The organism is Ureibacillus sp. GCM10028918 (genome assembly GCF_042666115.1).
Taxonomy (GTDB): Bacteria; Bacillota; Bacilli; order Bacillales_A; family Planococcaceae; genus Ureibacillus.
The window spans coordinates 58,631-76,366 of sequence record NZ_JBHTFK010000012.1 but is presented as its reverse complement, the minus strand read 5'-3'; the positions used below and the strand labels follow the sequence as shown (position 1 = coordinate 76,366).

Genomic DNA, 17,736 nt, shown 5'->3' with positions numbered 1-17,736 from the left:
TTTCAGAATGAATCAACACGAATGCAGTTTTTACTGAAATGCATTGAAGACTGTAGTAGCACCACATTTATTCAATTTTTTCAATTAATACTGTAAATTCACCATTAAGATTTTCAAGCTTTTCTAAACCAGATTCAATTTTCCCTAGTTTAATAAGTCCATTTGAGTATCCAAAATCCTTATAATATAAAGCTAAATTTCCCCATGGGGCAAAGTAAGCTAAATCTCCTACTGCAGGGTCCATTCCGGATGGCGCCTCTTCCGCAGATAATTTATTTGGAGGATAACTAATTTTTTCCGTCCCTGCATAATCTTCAAATGTTAAGGTAAGTGGAAGCATTGATATAAAACTCTTACTGGTAGGATTATCATCCATGTTGACAATGACTTCTTCGTTGTTAAAAGTTAATCTTAATCTAGTTTCTTCCATAGCATCTGAACCTTCATTTTCAAGCGAAGAATCTTGTCTATCCTCATTGTTTGATACATCATCTAAGGATTGTTGTTCTCTATTTTGTGTAGTCAAGCTTTCTTCTCTATCTGTACTTTCCTGATTGGGGCTGTTATTGCACGCTGTTAAAAACAATAATGATGTTATGATCGATAACAATCTTTTTTGGACGGTTTTAATCATTTGAATTCCCCTTGTATTTATTAATAAGTTGAATGCATATTAGCATGAATGATAAAAAACACTTCAAGACAACAACATATCAAATTGAAAGATATAGATTTAATTGCCATTGATTGGTAAGTTAATTTTGAAATGACTACTCGAGTATCTTGCCCCCAATCTACTAGGGAGGTTTTAAACTAAAAAAGTGTGAATCCCGAAATATATACGGGATTCCCACAGCGGTTTAACTTTGACTACGATTGACACAAAAGGCTCACTATCTACAACAAAAATCTTATGTTTTCTTTAGAGATTTTCTTGGAAGAAAGACTCCAGTTTGTCAAATGGAATTAACTCCATATTATCGTATAAATCAACATGTCCCGCATCTGGTACAATATAGAGTTCTTTTTCTTCTCCAGCTAGCTCATAAGCGTCTTCACTGTAGTATCTGGAGTGGGCATTCTCACCTGCAATGAATAGCATTGGGCGCGGACTAATTGTCTCAATCTGCTCAAATGGGAAGAAGTTCATTAATGCCCCTCTGCTAGTAAGGCTCATTGGCATAGAGCGAGGGTGTTGTCCCCTAGGTGTACCGTAGTATTCAGCAAACTCAGCAGCTGCTGCTACTTGTGAAGGTTTAAGTTCGACAGCAGAGCCTACTAAGTCTTGTATTGGCTCTCCTCCTTCAGCCTCAATCCAGCGCTGTTCAGCAGCTTCTTCTAAAGCTGCCCTCCACTCTTCCTCAGTCATCACCTCATCCGCTACAGGTGCTAACCCCAAACCTTCACGATTGGCACGACCCATGTCATATAGACTCACTGTCGCCACTGCTTTCAATCGAGGGTCAGCCTGTGCAGCGTTGATTGTAAATCCTCCACTACCACAAATGCCGATCACGCCAATACGATTACGATCTACTAAATCATGTGTTCCTAAAAAGTCAACTGCCGCACTGAAATCCTCCACAAATGCTTCTGGTGAAGCGATATTACGTGGTTCCCCACCGCTTTCTCCATTGTAGGAAGCATCAAAGGCTATGGTCACAAAGCCTCGTTCTGCCATCTCCTGAGCATATAAGCCAGATGTCTGTTCCTTCACACCTCCGAACGGATGTCCGACAATAATTGCAGGTAATTCAGTTGAAGAATCTACATCATTAGGGATATACATATCCGCAACCAATTCAATTCCAAGTCTGTTAGCGAATGATACTTTTTCGTGAGTCACTTCGTCGCTCTGAGGGAATGTCTTGTCCCATTCAGTGGCATCAACTGTATTTGCTTGCACGATGTTTTCTCCACTTTTTTCTTGAGTGTCTTCATTTTTAGCTGAATTGTCCTCTTGGCCAGAAGCTAGTATAATCGTGCTAATTAAAATCAAGACCAGAGCAGCTGTCCCAAACGTTGCTAATAATTTTTTGTTCATTATAGACCTCCTATTATTTGTTTGATTTGGATGTTCTAATTGAGTGAAATTGTGTCAAAAGTGATAAATTATAAGCTTCTTTGTAAATTGATATGATTTGGTACTTATGGTCAGTTCTTTTTACAAAACCAAATTGTTATTGCACCAACTCGGTTAAAATCTCTTGCAATAACAATTTCTTAATCCTAAAAATTTTATATATCATCACTCCTTTATTTTTCTTTTCTTCTCAATAACATCATAAAATGATAAAATTCCAATATCAAATACCTATATCAAATACTTTAGTATACTCAAAAAGCATAGGAGGTTAATTATGGAGATTCGATTATTACGTTACTTTATTGCTGTAGCGAACCACCAAAGTATTTCAGCAGCAGCAAAATATTTACATCTATCACAACCGACATTATCAAGGCAGTTAAGTGACTTAGAGTCAGAATTAGGAACGCCCTTATTTATCAGAGGAAACAGAAAAATCACTTTAACTACAGAAGGTTTGTTTTTATTAACTAAAGCGAAAGAAATTGTGAGATTAGTTGATAAGACAGAAGCAAACTTTAATCAACCAACAGAAATTATTAGTGGAGAAATATACATTGGTGGTGGAGAAACGGAGGCAATACGCTTTATTGCCGAGGCACTAAAAGACTTAATACAAAAACATCCAGACGTTCAATTTCACTTATACAGCGGTAATGCAGATGATATTGCTGATAAATTAGACAGTGGTTTATTAGACTTTGGCATTGTCATTGAACCTACTGATAAGCAAAAATATGATTTCTTGCAGTTGCCTGCTACAGATACTTGGGGTGTCCTGATGAGAAAAGATAGCCCCTTAGCTAAGAAAGAATTTATTCAACCAACGGATTTAATCGATAAGCCTTTATTAATTTCACGTCAAACAACGGTGGATAACGAAATGACAGGATGGTTTGGGCAAGATGTTAAAAGTTTAAATATAGCTGGAACATACAACTTACTTTATAATGCTGCAATTATGGTTGAAGAAGATCTTGGATATGCTTTATGCTTAGATAAGCTGATAAATACGTCAGGAAACAGTAACCTTTGTTTTAAACCCTTAAATCCACGATTAAAAGCAAATTTAAATATTATTTGGAAAAAACACCAAGTTTTCTCACATGCGGCGATAAAATTTTTAGAACAAATTCGAGATAACATTGAAAAATGCAACCGAACTGAATAAATTTTTAATAGCTTTAACATTATGATAGGTTATCTTAGTTAGATAAAAAAACAGACAGGATAAATTTTCCTGTCTGTTTTAGTTTATTCAATGAAGAGTTTGTATAATAGTAAGTCTAGCTTTGATTAAACAATCTGAAAATATAATAAAATATTTCTAACTAAGGTTCCACAATGGAGTGGGGAAAAGTTCTCATATTAATCCATATCTTTCGAAAAAAGCAATACATTACAATCTCAATCTGAATTTTAACATTTATTGAGTCATATTCAATAATCTGGCCCTTAACTGAAAAAGACCCTTTCCTTATTCAAGGAAAGCGCCCGATTGTGGAATAAATGAATTTGTCCTCACATCATCCTTCTATTACTTTAATTCTATAAGGAATATCACCCTTCGGTAATTCAGAATTCTTGGAGTATAATAAGTCTTCTAACTCCTTTTGAAAATTTTCGTTAGATAGTTCACTGTTTTCAGAAATGATTACTGTTATTAATGGGTCAATTGTATTTTTTTGAATAGCGACACCTTGGTAATGTTTCTCCAGTTCATACTGCTTTTATAAATCCTATTCAATCATCCCTCTAACATGGCATCCATTGAATGCGTATGCTTGATTTCATTAATGGATAGGTATAATTCGTAATTTCCGAATTTTAAAATTTCGTCTAACAATTCATTCAAAGATTCTTGCACGTTTACCTTTACTTTTAAATGATAACAGCCACCTCCTGAAATACGGTGTGCTTCAACGATTTCTTTTTTATCACTAATAAACTGCTTAAAGCCCTCATGGTTCGTCGATTTCATAAAAATAATAATAAATGCGGTATATGTAAGGCCAATTTTCAATTCATCGACCATTACAGAATAAGCCTTAATTGTCCCATTATCCTCTAACTTTTTAATTCGATTTCCTACTGCTTGGCCTGACATATGAATCATTTCCCCAAGATCCTTCCACTGCATCCGTGCGTTTTTTGCAAGCAATTGAAGGATTTGAACATCAATCGTATCTAATTTCATAGAAACTCCTTTCATCGTGAAATAAACTGTTCTTAAACTCTTTCACGAACTTATCGAGATTTTTTTATTTTTTAGTATCATTAATAGTACAGTTATAGTTTACTATAACAATCTTAGTATGAGGTGATTTGATGAATACAGCATTAATTATCATTGATATTCAAAACGATTATTTTCCGAATGGGAAAATGGAGTTAAATAATCCTGAACAAGCTGCAACAAATGCTGCAAAAGCTTTAGCTTGGTTTAGACAACATAACAAAGACAATATTTTTCATGTGCAACATTTAGCAAACGACCCTTCTGTCGGATTTTTCTTACCAGATACAGATGGTGCTGAAATTTACGCTAGCGTAGCACCTTTAGGAACTGAAGATGTGACGGTTAAATATGCACCGAACAGCTTCTTAAATACAGATTTAGAAAAAAAGCTGAAAGAAAAAAACATTACAAAATTAGTAGTCGTTGGTATGATGACACATATGTGTGTAGATAGTACGGTTCGTGCTGCTGCTGATTTAGGCTTTGAAGTGACTGTTTTAGAAAATGCATGTACAACACTTGCTTTAAGCTATAACGGTGTCCAGCTAACTGCTGAACAAGTTCACTATTCATATATGGCGGGCATTCATGGTGTATTTGCACAAGTGATATCAACTGAAGATTTTTTAAGTCAAAACTAAACATTTAGCGCAAAAAGACTGGAATCATAATTCCAGTCTTTTTGTGTTGTTACGTACATAGATATTTCATCAGGCAATCGATTTTAATGCATTATTTTTTGCTTAATTGAACGAGTTGCGCGAGTACATCCGCTAGGTCTGCATCCACACCAATTGATTTTGATTCAATCGCTTCAGGAATATACACTTGTCCTTTGTTCAATGTAATATACGTTGCATTTTGCTCTAAATAGGTCAATTCCATAAATGGGGCTTTAATGAGTTGATTTCTCGCACCTACCCCTAATTCCAGTAGCACCAATTTTTTGCCACTCGCCTGCTGAATAAAATCTTGATACGCTTGAAAGCTAGCTTGCCATGCCTGACCTTTTAAAAAGTTCAAATCAACTTCGACATGCACTTGCATCTCTCCACCGCATTTAGGACATTTCGGCATCATTTCAGTTCTCACACGTCCGGTTTCCTTTTGTTCAAACATGGCCTGTAATACTTCTTCACCTGCGTAAATGTGGTCATGACAGGCTTGTTTACATTGAAGTTGATTGCTATTACCTTCGATTTCAAATAGACGTTCGTTTACGAAGCCAGCCTTGACTAAGTGCCCATCGGTATTGGATGTCACGATAAAATAATTTTTATTCTTCAGCAACTCATATAGATTATTCATGACATGACCTACTTGCTTCTCTCTTGAAAAGTACGCATAGATACTACTCGTAAATGCCCATCTTTCTTCAATCGTAGGAAATGGGAAAAAGGCACCTTGGACAATGCTACGGATTCCATATTTTTCACGAAATTCACTAAAGTAGGTTAAAAAAGCATCGTCCTCCGCAAAGATATGGTACCCCTCTGAAATCGAAAGCCCATTACTCGCTCCAATTAAAATAGCATCTGCCTTATTGATTTGTTGAATTATTTCTTCATATGTTTCTTTCATAAATAACCTCGCGATCAAATATCTCAGTAAGCCAATTTTGTCTACTTGTTATTGTTTTCTCTTTTCGCCTTCTCCTCAACAACATCATGGAAAAATTGCGCAATATCCTCTTGAATAGCTAACCCTTTTCCTTCTAATTCTCTTGGCAAAATCGCATCTTTCGGGTTCACAGTAATATAATAAGCATCTGGGAGACTATACGTCATATTCCAAAACGGCTCTTTAATAAACATGGGTGTCATTTGTCCAACACCTAATTCCAGAAATAGAATTTTTTTGAATCTATTATTCGTCAGGTACTTATTATATTTCATCAGTTCTTGCATATACGCCTTACCTTCTAAAAATACAAAAGAGCGTACCCACGGCTCCATGTCTCCGCCACAGCTCGGACATTGTGGAACTAACTCAGTAGGAATAGCTGTTCCCTCGATATGATTGTACATTTCATTAATCATATCTTCATTATAGTAAACTTCATCGTGACAACGTTTTGCACATTGGAAATAGCGTAAATCACCTTGGATTGAGGCTACTTGTTTTTCAGGAAACACTTTCGTAAATTGTGTATCTTGGTTCGTTGTCACCACGAAAAAATCTTTGCCTTTTAGTATTTTTTCGAGATCTACATAAGGTCCACCTGGTGCTAAATCATAAATCGACTTAATTTGTGTTGCTAAATACGCCAAACGTTCTTCTTTTGTCGGGAATGGATAATAAAAGCCATCAAAAATATTGGTAATGCCGTACTTTTCTGCAAAATTACCAAAGTATTTTAAAAAGAATGGACCTGTTTGATAGAAGCTGTAGCCTGCTGCTTCTGACATACCAGCAGCGCCACCTACAACAATGACCTCAGCCTCTTCTATTTTCGTTAAAAATTCATGTATATTGTCTTGATATTGTTGATTTAACATCTAATCCCTCCACTTAAAAGGCTCTTTATACAAATAAATCTCCCTAGTTATTTTCCTAAAAAATTGTTGTAATTCATTCGCCTTTACTTATATGTCCATGTAGTATATATTTACATGCATTAATAAACAAGTATGCACTTTTTTGACGCATACTATCTTGGAGGATAGTGTAAATATGATATTAAATAATAAGCTACATGAACAAGACGAGAATACAGCTGATATTCAGGAGCCCTATTTTGGATATACACTTTCGATCATCAATGGTAAATGGAAGTTACTGATTATTTATTACTTATCTACAAATGGCACTGTACGCTATAACGAATTACAACGAATGATTGGGAAAATTACGTATAAAACGCTGAGTACTACGTTAAAAGAAATGCAGGCGGACGGGTTAGTATACCGTAAAGAGTACCCGCAAATCCCACCAAAAGTCGAATATAGCTTAACTGAGAAAGGAAAAACACTCTGGCCTATTCTTCAGGAGATGTGTCAATGGGGGGAACAAAATCATGATTAAAGAAGGCAGTAGAAAAAGTGGATTTTTTGACTAACTTAAAATTTATACTCAGACGAAACAAATGATGCTTTAACTTCACTACTTAAACATCATTTCAAATCGTCTGAGTATTTTAATCAGGTGCTAAATTAAATATATAAAACTAACAGAAACTCATTGATGACCAACCTCTAATAATATTCTTAAGATAGAAGCTCCGCTCTCAATTAGCTGAATATTACAATAATAGTGAAGTGAATTAGAAATTTAATGGTACTATAAGGAAAAAGATGATAGAAAACGACAAGATAGCGTCGAATTTTCTAATTCACTTGGGGGGATAATATGATTCAAGGATCTTGGAAGGCATTGGTATGGATTGGCTTATCGCAATTATGTGCTTTAAGCTTATGGTATAGTGCTTCAGTGATTGCGCCCGAACTCATTGAAGTCTGGAATCTTAGCTCTAATTTAGAATCTTGGCTTTCCGCTTCTGTTCCAATTGGATTTGTAATTGGCGCACTGTTTAGTTCATACTTTGGGCTTGCTGACCGCTTTAATCCCCGAAAGATTTTTGCAATTTCAGCATTAATCGGTGCGCTGGTAAATGCCTTACTAATCGTAGTCAATTCTGGTTTTCTCGGTATTCTACTCAGAATTTTAACAGGCATAATCATTGCTGGTATCTATCCAATCGCTGTTAAAATCTTATCAGAATGGTTTCCTAGAAAACGTGGGCTAGCAATAGGTATCTTAATCGCAGCGTTAACATTGGGATCATCACTCCCCCATTTTATTGTGATGTTTTTTTCTTCAGTAAGCTGGAAATTCGTGATTATTTGTAGTTCAGCTTTAGCTTTAGTAGCTGCTGCCATTGTCTCATTCATTTTAGAAGATTCACCAGTAAAATCAAAAAAGCGCCCCTTCTCTTTAAAAGTAATCAAAAAAGTAGTAATGAATAAACCTGTAATGCTTGCGAACTACGGTTACTTCGGCCATATGTGGGAATTATATGCGATGTGGACTTGGCTTCCCTCGTTTTTGGCTGCTAGTTTTTTAGCCTACTCACCAGAAACACCTCATTGGTTCATTGCATTATCTTCTTTTCTTTCAATAGGAATTGCAGGAGCAATTGGTTGTGTGGTCGGCGGGCTCATCTCAGATAAAATCGGAAGAGCCAATTTAACGATTATCTCAATGGTCATCAGTGCTATCTGTTCAATCATAATTGGTTTTACATATGGTCAGTTTATTTGGCTAACTTTAATAATAGCGATTATTTGGGGCTTCTCCATCATATCTGATTCCGCCCAGTTTTCTGCTGCCGTCTCAGAAATAGCTGAAGAGGAGTATGTGGGTACAGCCCTTACTTTTCAAATGTGTATTGGATTCCTGTTTACGATATTTTCAATAAATCTAATCCCTATTGTTCAAAGAATGATAGGATGGGAATGGGCTTTTGCAATACTAGCAATTGGGCCTATTCTCGGCATTATAACAATGGTCAAATATAGATATTATGAATTCAATAACGAGAAATTGTAGAAAATTTAAAGCATGAAAAAGACTTTAATGCCCACTTTAAATTTGAAACCTAGAAAAGCCAGCAATGTTGAAAATCAACGTTTCCGGCTTTTCTAGTGGCACATTCTTTATGCACTTATGCTATAAATTAGTACTCGGAATGATTTAGTCAACTTCAGCTGAATACAGTACCATTATAGTACTTATACTACTATCCTGTATATTCTTGTCACTGCGAATCCACATATTTTTGACTGCCCCTATCTAGAAGCGTTATCTCAATCGGGTGCATCGTGGTACCACCTCAGTTTGTTGACATGTTACCATATCAACCTTATCAGGTACGGCAATTAAAAATAATTGATTATACCCTATCTCTATAACGGGAGAGTCCGTCGCAGCATCACTAAGATAGCTATCTTAGATCCGTGCGAAGCTCCGAGCCTTTTTTCATTAAAATCATTATTACTCCATTCCACCACCAGGAGCTCTCTAAAAATAATTAATTAAAACTACTCTTCTCTTCATAGCCTACTATATTTATACGGTACACAGAATAATAGTTTAGGAAATTTATTTCGTCAAAAAAATTAAACTATAATAGCTAATACTCCATTAACTAGTTGGGTAGAACTTCTTGAATCTGAAGTATTAAAGGATTTTAAATTTATATTAACTGAATGGCGTTATGAAGCTGAATCATCCCTCTCAGCTAATGAAAAAGCAATTTTATCTAGCTTATCTACATAGTGATAATCTGTATGATTCCAAACACATCTGTTTTTTCTACAGTATATCCATCCATATTTTGATCGCAGTTCCTAAAATTAAAACCGATAAAGTCCCTTGCAAGATTTTTGTAGTCATTTTTTTACTGATTTTAGCACCAATAGGAGCTGCAATCAGACCGGCAATGATTACAATAACCGCAGTTACATATTCTACTTGCCCTGTTGAGATTTTACCTATCGAACCCGCAATGGATGATATAAACGTAATCGCTAAGCTGGATGCTATCGTCATTCGTGTAGGAATCCGTAATACTAATAACATAATTGGAATTAGTAAGAATCCACCACCAGCACCTACAATACCAGAACCAATTCCGACAATAAATGCGAGAATTCCGGCAAGATGTTTATTGTAGGTGACTTCTTCTAAAGGTATATCATCAATCTTCTTTTTTGGAATGAACATCATAACAGCTGCTAATAATGCTAATATTCCGTAGACAATGTTTATTTGAGCTTCCGTAAAATATTGTGATCCAAAACTACCGATAAATGTCCCCATTAGCACCGTTGTCCCCATAACAGTAATTAACGATTTATTTAAATAACTACCCTTTCGAAAGCCGATGACACCTGCAATCGATACAAATAATACATCAAGTGCACTTATACCGGAAACTTCATGTGCTGTTAAAGCCTGAAAGCCGAACACCGGTGGAATAATTAAAAGCATCGGGTATTTAACAATTGCACCCCCAATGCCGAGCATCCCTGAAAGAAATGAGCTAATAAACCCTATAACGAAAAGGAGAATCACATAATTTATATCCATGTTGTCCCCTCTTTCTTATGACTAGCAATCGCTTTAGTCTTTTGTTAATAATAAAAGTGAGTGGCATAACAACTAACTTTTATTTTTTACGCTTTTTTTATATAGAATGTTAATACATCTGCCTCTTCTTTATGTTCTAAAAGGGTATGGCCAACTGCAGCTGACCATGCAGTCAAGTCAGCTAGCGCCCCTTTATCTGTTGCTTGCACTTCTAATACTTGACCTGATTCCAGTGTATCCATTGCCTTTTTTGTTCGTACAATTGGCATAGGACACGCTAATCCTTTTGCGTCTAAAAATTTGATTTACTTGCATTTAATCAGTCTCCTTTAGATTCAAAAATGTAGTGGCAAGGAAAGAATACTCTTAATTGCTTGCCGAAATTTTAACTTAACGATCACACAAGTCTATTCCGTACATTAACGTACTGCACAGCGGTTTGGACCAATTTCCATTTCTGTTTGTTCGTCATTCTCTGGCGTGATTTTACCCATGTTTACTTGACGAATTTGTTCATACGCATTTGGTTGTAGTGGTAAATTATCTGTTACTGTGTGACGGAATTCTTCTTCACTTTCAATATTTAAACCATGGTTATCTACAAATAAATCACCTAGACGTTTTGCAACTGTACCATCTTCATTTAACTCATCGATAATCATAAAGTGAGCTGGCAACACAATTAGGTCTTCTGCTAATTCACGATAACGATGATACAATGTCTCGCGAAGATCTCCTACCCAGTCCTCTGCAAGACCTGCTAAATCAGGTCGACCAATTGAATCGATAAATAAAATATCACCTGTTAATAAATACGTACTATCCACGATAAATGAGGTTGAACCAATTGTGTGACCCGGTGAGTAAAGTGCGCCTACTTCAATTTGGGATGCACCAATTTCCACAGTTAAACCATCTTCTAGAGGTGTGTAATTAAATACGAGTTCTTCTGCATCTTTTGGCGGTAAGTAATATGTTGCCCCTGTTGCTTCTGCAATATGGCGACCACCTGAGATGTGATCAGCATGTAAGTGTGTATCAAATACGTACTTGATATCAACATTTTTCTCTTTTGCGAAGTTTGTGAATACATCAGTGAAGCGAACCGCATCTATAATTGCCGCTTCCCCTTCCGAAATGACCATATATGAAAGACAACCTTTGCCCAGACGAACGAATTGATAAAGTTCCCCACCTCCCGTTAATTCACCAACTTTAATCGGTTCAAGGTAAGAACTCCAAGACTTCATACCACCTTCAAGATAGAACACATCGTGTCCAGCCTCCGAAACCATTTCAGCCACCATAAGAGACGATCCTTCTTTTGCACATACTACTAATACATCTTTATCCGTTGGAAGTTTCGGTAAAATTTCATCTACTCCATCTAATAAATCGAAATAAGGAATATTTAGATATTCAAAGCTATGACCTTCAATTTTCCAGTCTTGAAAAGCATCTTTGTTGCGTACATCTAAAATAAATAACTCTGTATTTTCAATAACTTTACGAGCGACTTCTGCTGCTGTCATTTTAATAACTGCCATATCAAATTACCCCCATAGGTATTATTTTAGGGTTTTTTAAGTGGATGGGCTTTCCCTTCCACTAGTTTCCCCTAATTAGGCGTTTTATAATTTAACTACTTTGGTATTAGAATGTTAAGGTTGGTGCTGCATCTTTTGCAAATTCAAGAAATGTAACAGCTCCACCAACTTCAATACCATCAATAAAGTCTTCTTTTGTTAATGCCATTACATCCATTGTCATTTGACAGCCAATGAATTTCACACCCATTTCTTGAGCCATTTCAATTAATTGTGGAATGCTCGGTATGTTTGCTTTTGCAAATCCTTCCGCGAAGTGTTCACGACCTTCCGGCATAGGCAACTGATGCACTGCCTGTTTGTGGATTAAATTCAATCCTTCAAATGTGAAGAAAATCGCTACCTCTTTTTCTGTTGCTGCTGCTGCCGTTGCGATATTGAATACTTTATATGCATCAAAAAGACCACCGTTACTTGCGATAATTGCTACTTTGTTAGTCATAATAAAATTCCTCCAGTTAATTTAGATTTTTTATATTTTTTTTGATAGATCGCCGTTCCAAGAACTCATTCCTGGTAGCACGTTTACTACTTTCGCGAATCCTTTTTCAGCTAATTTTTGTGCAGCTAAATCACTGCGTGTTCCTGTACGACAAATCACCAAAATTTCTTGGTCTTTATCCAGCTCATTTAAGCGATCTTCTAATTCACCCAATGGAATTGATTTAGAACCTTCGATATGACCAAATGCATATTCAGCCTCTTCACGAACATCTAGAATCATACCACCGTTTGATGCACGATCTATAATCTCTTCATTTGAAATTGTTTGTTCAAATGTTTTTACTTCTATTTCTTCGTTACTACTTTTACGTATATAGTGAAGTAACACATCATTTTCATCTACTGTTCCTATATACTGATGGCCAACACTTTCAGACCATGCTTTTAAATCCGCCAAAGAGCCTTTATCTGTTGCTTGCACTTCTAATATTTGACCATCCGCTAGATTGCTCATTGCTTTTTTTGTTTTCACAATTGGCATTGGACAAGCCAAGCCTTTTGCGTCTAATTGTACATCTGCTTTAATCGCCATATTTCACAACTCCTCCATACCTATAGGGGTATTATTTTATTCAAAAAATTATTGAAGACATTTTTCATTCCACTTTACCTTTCCAAGAAAGCATTCCACCATCCATATTTGTTACGTCAAAACCGTGGCTTTGTAAGTATTGTGTTGCTTGGCCACTCCGTCCACCAGAACGGCAAACCATAATATAAGCTTTACTTTTATCAAGTTCATGCGTACGGAATTCAAGTAATCCCAGTGGAATATGAGTAATGCCAGGAATATGCCCTGCATTCACTTCATCCACTTCACGCACATCAATTAGATTTAGCTTCTCGCCATTTTCTATAAGTTGTTGAACTTCTATTGCACTAATTTCTTTCATTGATTAAATCCTCCTTTATTTTCTTTTAACCTCTCCAAGAACTCATACCCCCACGGACATTCGTAACTTTTTCATAACCTAACTTTTTTAATTTTTTACATGCTTGTGCGCTTCGCATCCCACTCTGACAAATCACCACTATTTCTTTGTCTTTTGGGAGCTTCGATAAATCAGAACCTAAAGGAATATTTTTAAACTGATGTATGTTTCTGCCTTTATATTCAGCAGGAGTACGAACATCCACAAATACTTTATCCTTATCATTCAACATACTCTTTAGAGTATCAGTTGAAATTGTTTTTGTACCTTTCGTTGGTATCATTCGCCAAGCAATAAATAGAATCGCAACTATTAAGATTATCCAGGCTTCCATTTAGTCTCTCCTTTATACCTACAGGGGTATTTTATGATTTAAAAATTAAAAGTCGATTAAAAAAATTAACGACTTTTTACAAATAGATTTACAGCTTCTTGTACCGATACATTTAATGCTTCCTCATCACCGTTAGCATTTTGGATACATTCAATTAAGTTTTGACTAACTATTAAACCAATTGAACGATCCACTCCTGAACGGACAGCTGAAAGTTGAGTGATTACATCCTTACAGTCTTTTCCTTCATCCATCATTTTTAAGATGCCTCGAAGTTGACCCTCCATACGTTTCACTCGATTTCTTACTTTATCGTCATATGAATTCATGTAAGTTGCCTCCTTATCAGATTTACTCATTGCTGATATACATATCATATACCCCCTACGGTATAATGTCAACGAATTTAATATATTAATTTTAATACACCTAATATCTTTAGATAATTTATTATTACTAACTGTCGCTTGGACCATACAATTATTTACGTATGAGAAACAAAAGAAGTGTTAAAGTTTATTATTCAAAAGCTCATTAGGATGTATTGAAATCACCAACAGTATTCAGCAAAATTTGTGTGACAAGGTATCCTCATAGAATAAGTGTTCTAAGTAAAAAAAGAGAAACACAAAGTTTTATGTTTATCCAATAAAAAGCCGAATTTATAGTTTGACTATCTATAAATATGTGTTTACTTTCCTCAACAATCTGGCCCTTTTGCTGAAGAAGGCACAATTCCTTTTCAAGAATTGCGCCCGATTGTTGAATAACAATTACTTTCTATTAGCTGGCTTATTGAAAATGGCACTTTCCTTATTGACGGAGAGAATATTAATTAAAGTACTTATTCATCCTTAAATTAACGCAACAATTTCTTTAAGTACATTTTTTATATAAACTCCATTCTTATATATGAATACACTATTTATTAATAACAATCGATAATTTATAGTTGGCATGCTTATTTAATTTCTCTAAAAATAGATTCATTAGTTCTGTGGATGGAAAATTGCATTCTAGAATATAACAACCATCTCCACTAATTTTATAATTGTTAATTAAATATTGCTTTTGTGTTTCAACAAATGACAGGTAAGGTTTATGAAATATGCTTTCCGTAATAATCGTAAGAAAAGCATGTATATGATAACCTAATTTAGTACGATTCAAGTTAATAGTATACCCTTCAATTACTCCACTTTCTTCTAATTTCGCCACTCTAGCTGACGTGGCCGGTCCAGTCAAATGGACCTTCACTCCTAATTCTTTCATCGTGATTCGACTGTTCTTGGAGAGTTCATCTAAAATCTGTATATCGGTGTTATCTAACATTTATTATTTAACTCCTTTCATTAATAAAGTCAAAGTGCCAAAATACTTTATTTAATTCATGTATCTTCAATGGTTCATAGTATAGACTAAAAATTGTTCAAAAGAAATCTCAAAAAGGAGTTAATATATATGAATATACATCAAATTCGTAATGTCACAATCGTTCTTGAATACGCAGGTAAAAAGTTTTTAATTGACCCAATGTTAGCAAAAAAAGGGACATACCCACCTTTTCCAAACTCTCCAAGACAGGATCAAAATAATCCATTAGTGAATTTACCAACATCCATTAACAATATTATTAATGGTATCGATGCAGTGATTGTTACGCACCTGCATTATGATCATTGGGATGAGGCTGCTATAAAGGCATTGCCGAAGGACATCAAACTCTTTTCACAAAATGAAGACGATGCAACGGAAATTAGAAATGCTGGATTCCAAAATGTAGAGGTTTTACAAGAAGATACTGTCTTTGAAGGGATTCAATTAATTAAAACAAAAGGTGAGCATGGAAGAGGGGAAATCTTAAAACTTGCTGGTCTAGTATGTGGTGTTGTCTTTAAACATTCCGAAGAGAAAACATTATATGTAGCCGGAGATACGGTTTGGTATAATGCAGTTCAAGAAGTAATCAATACACATAAACCAGAAATCATTGTTGTGAATGCTGGAGATAACCAATTCTTTGAGGGCGGTTCTCTCGTAATGAATAAAGATGATGTCTATGAAGTGTACAAATCTGCTCCAAACGCAAAAATTATTACGGTTCATATGGAAGCTGTAAACCATTGGGCATTATCAAGAGAAGAATTAAAGAGCTTCATAAATGAAAAAGGAATAGAGGCCAATGTGTTAGTACCAAACGATGGCGAATCATATTCATTTTAAGACTAAAAACAGGCAGAATTATCTTTTATCTGTCTGTTTTTTAATTTCAAATATATCAAGAAATTACTCTACTTTTGTTGAACTAAGGGGTCTAAAATGCAAACGGAAGCTAATTCATCCTCTAAAAACGCGACCTCATATAATAATTGACTAACTCCACTTTACTCATTTGCTACTATCTTACATTTTTTTAATGAAAAAAGGTTGTACCGTTTAAGGAACAACCTTTTTAGTATAAACCGTGTAATTAAGTGAATGAAAATTGCCATTATATCAATTTGAACAGTAATTCTTATCGTTTCAATGGACGGATAAACAATAATGCCAATATGCCACCTATAAATGCAACAATACCACCCCAGAAAAATGCTTGTTGATAGCCCTCGTTTAGAGCTACGATCTGGTTCCCTGTTGTTGCTGAAGCTGTCGCTGCTGCAATAGAAACCATGATAGCCAAGCCAACTGCCGATCCAACTTGGTATGAAGTGTTATATAAACCAGATGCAAGACCTGACTCTTCTGACTTAGCCTCCGATACTGCTGCTGTAGTTGCTGGGAGATAGGCAAGGGCATTGCCGAGAGCTGCCAATAGTAGCGCTATGAATACATCACTCCAATAATTTCCCTCAACCGTGTTTCCAGATAGTAATAGACCGGAAATACCGAGCAAAATAAATCCGATAAACATCGTAACCTTCATACCTAATTTCGCCATTACTCTCTCAGCTATAACAACCATAAATATAGCCATCAATATAGGCGCAGGTAACATGCCCATTGCGGCCATGAAAGGTTCATATTCCATTACCTGTTGTAAATATAGAATTAAGAAATAAATAAGCGGAAACCATGATGCTGATAACAAGATGAGTGAAACGTTTCCCGCTGCCAAATTAGGCGTCTTAAAGATGTTAAGCGGTACTAATGGCTCTTTTCTAAACACTTGAATAAGGATAAAGATGATAAATAAAACAACACCACTTCCTAAAGGTAATACAGTTGAAAGTGCTTGCCAGCCATTATGTTCTACATTTACGATACCATAAACAATTAGAATGAGTGCTGCTGTAATAGCAATAGCACCTGCATAATCAATACGACCTGTTTTTGGCATACCTTTTTGTAGAAGCTTTGGTGCTAATAGTAAAACGATAATACCCACAGGAACATAAAATAGTAATGTCCAACGCCAACTCAGTAATTGTGTCAAAACACCGCCAAGAACGATACCAAGTGCACCGCCTGCTGCACCGGAAAGCCCCCAGATTGCAAGTGCCTTCCCCATTTCTTTTTTATTGGCAGAAAATAAAATCATAACAATTGAAAGTGCTGACGGTGCAATTAAAGCCGAACCAACACCCTGGATTGCTCTTCCTATGTTCAATGACATTTCATTCCAAGCTAATCCAGCCAATAAAGACGAAACAGTTAAGATTGAAACACCCCACATAAAAATGCGTCGGTGACCAAACAAATCAGATAGTTTTCCTCCTAACAGTAGTAATCCCCCAAACAGAATAAGAAAGGCATTCATAACCCATTGTAAATTCGCCTCAGTATATCCAAGTTCACCTTTAATAGATGGTAAGGCAACCTGAACAACAGCGGAATCCATCATTACTATAAAATTCGCAAATCCCAATAAAGCCAATGCTTTCCAGCGCTTCGGATCGGGTTGTGCAATAGTCTTTGTATGTGCTGACATTATTCAATTTCCTCCA

At 35.7% G+C, this 17,736-nt stretch carries 20 protein-coding genes; 5 read left to right on the top strand and 15 right to left on the bottom strand.

The window, feature by feature from the left end; all coding sequences use genetic code 11:
• Positions 1-67: 67 nt before the first annotated feature.
• Both ACFQU5_RS12170 and ACFQU5_RS12165 read right to left on the bottom strand, forming a co-directional pair.
• A complete protein-coding gene (locus ACFQU5_RS12170) occupies positions 68-634 on the bottom strand; it encodes a cyclophilin-like fold protein (RefSeq protein WP_390288120.1) in 567 nt (188 codons plus the stop codon).
• Positions 635-922: 288 nt separating this feature from the next.
• Complete coding sequence (locus ACFQU5_RS12165) at positions 923-2,044, bottom strand: alpha/beta hydrolase (protein ID WP_390288118.1); 1,122 nt, start codon at positions 2,042-2,044, stop codon at positions 923-925.
• A 316-nt stretch (positions 2,045-2,360) separates the two neighbouring features.
• Between ACFQU5_RS12165 and ACFQU5_RS12160 the strand changes: the two genes are divergently transcribed.
• The gene (locus ACFQU5_RS12160; RefSeq protein WP_390288116.1) at positions 2,361-3,257 is read left to right on the top strand and encodes a LysR family transcriptional regulator; all 897 of its coding nucleotides are present in this window, start codon (positions 2,361-2,363) and stop codon (positions 3,255-3,257) included.
• 576 nt (positions 3,258-3,833) lie between these two features.
• On the opposite strand, the gene ACFQU5_RS12155 is transcribed toward ACFQU5_RS12160, so the two are convergent.
• Complete coding sequence (locus tag ACFQU5_RS12155) at positions 3,834-4,283, bottom strand: Lrp/AsnC family transcriptional regulator (RefSeq protein WP_390288114.1); 450 nt, start codon at positions 4,281-4,283, stop codon at positions 3,834-3,836.
• 131 nt (positions 4,284-4,414) lie between these two features.
• On the opposite strand from ACFQU5_RS12155, the gene ACFQU5_RS12150 reads away from it, so the two are divergent.
• The gene (locus ACFQU5_RS12150) at positions 4,415-4,966 is read left to right on the top strand and encodes a cysteine hydrolase family protein (protein WP_390288112.1); all 552 of its coding nucleotides are present in this window, start codon (positions 4,415-4,417) and stop codon (positions 4,964-4,966) included.
• Between the two features lie 91 nt (positions 4,967-5,057).
• Here ACFQU5_RS12150 and ACFQU5_RS12145 read toward each other — a convergent pair whose 3' ends face one another.
• Positions 5,058-5,906 (bottom strand): SIR2 family NAD-dependent protein deacylase, encoded by an 849-nt coding sequence (locus ACFQU5_RS12145; RefSeq protein WP_390288110.1) that lies wholly within the window; start codon positions 5,904-5,906, stop codon positions 5,058-5,060.
• A gap of 41 nt (positions 5,907-5,947) precedes the next feature.
• Positions 5,948-6,823, bottom strand: a complete 876-nt coding sequence (locus tag ACFQU5_RS12140; protein WP_390288108.1) for an SIR2 family NAD-dependent protein deacylase — start codon at positions 6,821-6,823, stop codon at positions 5,948-5,950.
• A 175-nt stretch (positions 6,824-6,998) separates the two neighbouring features.
• On the opposite strand from ACFQU5_RS12140, the gene ACFQU5_RS12135 reads away from it, so the two are divergent.
• Entirely contained in the window at positions 6,999-7,349 is a 351-nt protein-coding gene (locus tag ACFQU5_RS12135) for a winged helix-turn-helix transcriptional regulator (RefSeq protein WP_390288106.1), read from the top strand.
• 324 nt (positions 7,350-7,673) lie between these two features.
• Entirely contained in the window at positions 7,674-8,873 is a 1,200-nt protein-coding gene (locus ACFQU5_RS12130) for an MFS transporter (protein WP_390288104.1), read from the top strand.
• 765 nt (positions 8,874-9,638) lie between these two features.
• Here the strand turns inward: ACFQU5_RS12130 and ACFQU5_RS12125 are convergent.
• The 9 genes from ACFQU5_RS12125 to ACFQU5_RS12085 form a co-directional block, all read right to left on the bottom strand.
• Positions 9,639-10,415 (bottom strand): sulfite exporter TauE/SafE family protein, encoded by a 777-nt coding sequence (locus ACFQU5_RS12125; protein ID WP_390288102.1) that lies wholly within the window; start codon positions 10,413-10,415, stop codon positions 9,639-9,641.
• A gap of 86 nt (positions 10,416-10,501) precedes the next feature.
• Entirely contained in the window at positions 10,502-10,720 is a 219-nt protein-coding gene (locus ACFQU5_RS12120; RefSeq protein WP_390288154.1) for a sulfurtransferase TusA family protein, read from the bottom strand.
• Between the two features lie 114 nt (positions 10,721-10,834).
• Positions 10,835-11,962, bottom strand: a complete 1,128-nt coding sequence (locus ACFQU5_RS12115; protein WP_390288100.1) for an MBL fold metallo-hydrolase — start codon at positions 11,960-11,962, stop codon at positions 10,835-10,837.
• Positions 11,963-12,068: 106 nt separating this feature from the next.
• Entirely contained in the window at positions 12,069-12,464 is a 396-nt protein-coding gene (locus ACFQU5_RS12110; protein WP_390288098.1) for a DsrE/DsrF/DrsH-like family protein, read from the bottom strand.
• A 30-nt stretch (positions 12,465-12,494) separates the two neighbouring features.
• Positions 12,495-13,058: a sulfurtransferase TusA family protein gene (locus ACFQU5_RS12105; protein ID WP_390288096.1), complete on the bottom strand. Its 564-nt coding sequence runs from the start codon at positions 13,056-13,058 to the stop codon at positions 12,495-12,497.
• Positions 13,059-13,122: 64 nt separating this feature from the next.
• Positions 13,123-13,419 carry a rhodanese-like domain-containing protein gene (locus ACFQU5_RS12100; protein ID WP_390288094.1) on the bottom strand — a complete coding sequence of 99 codons (297 nt, stop codon included), beginning with the start codon at positions 13,417-13,419 and terminating at the stop codon, positions 13,123-13,125.
• Between the two features lie 25 nt (positions 13,420-13,444).
• Positions 13,445-13,792, bottom strand: a complete 348-nt coding sequence (locus ACFQU5_RS12095; protein WP_390288092.1) for a rhodanese-like domain-containing protein — start codon at positions 13,790-13,792, stop codon at positions 13,445-13,447.
• 65 nt (positions 13,793-13,857) lie between these two features.
• Entirely contained in the window at positions 13,858-14,121 is a 264-nt protein-coding gene (locus ACFQU5_RS12090) for a metal-sensitive transcriptional regulator (RefSeq protein ID WP_390288090.1), read from the bottom strand.
• Positions 14,122-14,713: 592 nt separating this feature from the next.
• A complete protein-coding gene (locus ACFQU5_RS12085; protein WP_390288088.1) occupies positions 14,714-15,124 on the bottom strand; it encodes an Lrp/AsnC family transcriptional regulator in 411 nt (136 codons plus the stop codon).
• Positions 15,125-15,253: 129 nt separating this feature from the next.
• Between ACFQU5_RS12085 and ACFQU5_RS12080 the strand changes: the two genes are divergently transcribed.
• On the top strand, positions 15,254-16,015 hold the full coding sequence (locus ACFQU5_RS12080) for an MBL fold metallo-hydrolase (RefSeq protein ID WP_390288086.1): 762 nt from the start codon (positions 15,254-15,256) through the stop codon (positions 16,013-16,015).
• 292 nt (positions 16,016-16,307) lie between these two features.
• On the opposite strand, the gene ACFQU5_RS12075 is transcribed toward ACFQU5_RS12080, so the two are convergent.
• Positions 16,308-17,720: an MFS transporter gene (locus ACFQU5_RS12075; protein ID WP_390288084.1), complete on the bottom strand. Its 1,413-nt coding sequence runs from the start codon at positions 17,718-17,720 to the stop codon at positions 16,308-16,310.
• Between the last annotated feature and the right edge of the window lie 16 nt (positions 17,721-17,736).

Coding starts and splice junctions, on each gene's coding strand:
- ACFQU5_RS12075 (WP_390288084.1), bottom strand. CDS start 17,720: ATGTCAGCACATACAAAGACTATTGCACAACCCGATCCGAAGCGCTGG.
- ACFQU5_RS12095 (WP_390288092.1), bottom strand. CDS start 13,792: ATGGAAGCCTGGATAATCTTAATAGTTGCGATTCTATTTATTGCTTGG.
- ACFQU5_RS12110 (WP_390288098.1), bottom strand. CDS start 12,464: ATGACTAACAAAGTAGCAATTATCGCAAGTAACGGTGGTCTTTTTGAT.
- ACFQU5_RS12145 (WP_390288110.1), bottom strand. CDS start 5,906: ATGAAAGAAACATATGAAGAAATAATTCAACAAATCAATAAGGCAGAT.
- ACFQU5_RS12085 (WP_390288088.1), bottom strand. CDS start 15,124: ATGTTAGATAACACCGATATACAGATTTTAGATGAACTCTCCAAGAAC.
- ACFQU5_RS12105 (WP_390288096.1), bottom strand. CDS start 13,058: ATGGCGATTAAAGCAGATGTACAATTAGACGCAAAAGGCTTGGCTTGT.
- ACFQU5_RS12130 (WP_390288104.1), top strand. CDS start 7,674: ATGATTCAAGGATCTTGGAAGGCATTGGTATGGATTGGCTTATCGCAA.
- ACFQU5_RS12115 (WP_390288100.1), bottom strand. CDS start 11,962: ATGGCAGTTATTAAAATGACAGCAGCAGAAGTCGCTCGTAAAGTTATT.
- ACFQU5_RS12090 (WP_390288090.1), bottom strand. CDS start 14,121: ATGAATTCATATGACGATAAAGTAAGAAATCGAGTGAAACGTATGGAG.
- ACFQU5_RS12135 (WP_390288106.1), top strand. CDS start 6,999: ATGATATTAAATAATAAGCTACATGAACAAGACGAGAATACAGCTGAT.
- ACFQU5_RS12125 (WP_390288102.1), bottom strand. CDS start 10,415: ATGGATATAAATTATGTGATTCTCCTTTTCGTTATAGGGTTTATTAGC.
- ACFQU5_RS12155 (WP_390288114.1), bottom strand. CDS start 4,283: ATGAAATTAGATACGATTGATGTTCAAATCCTTCAATTGCTTGCAAAA.
- ACFQU5_RS12150 (WP_390288112.1), top strand. CDS start 4,415: ATGAATACAGCATTAATTATCATTGATATTCAAAACGATTATTTTCCG.
- ACFQU5_RS12140 (WP_390288108.1), bottom strand. CDS start 6,823: ATGTTAAATCAACAATATCAAGACAATATACATGAATTTTTAACGAAA.
- ACFQU5_RS12080 (WP_390288086.1), top strand. CDS start 15,254: ATGAATATACATCAAATTCGTAATGTCACAATCGTTCTTGAATACGCA.
- ACFQU5_RS12170 (WP_390288120.1), bottom strand. CDS start 634: ATGATTAAAACCGTCCAAAAAAGATTGTTATCGATCATAACATCATTA.
- ACFQU5_RS12160 (WP_390288116.1), top strand. CDS start 2,361: ATGGAGATTCGATTATTACGTTACTTTATTGCTGTAGCGAACCACCAA.
- ACFQU5_RS12165 (WP_390288118.1), bottom strand. CDS start 2,044: ATGAACAAAAAATTATTAGCAACGTTTGGGACAGCTGCTCTGGTCTTG.
- ACFQU5_RS12100 (WP_390288094.1), bottom strand. CDS start 13,419: ATGAAAGAAATTAGTGCAATAGAAGTTCAACAACTTATAGAAAATGGC.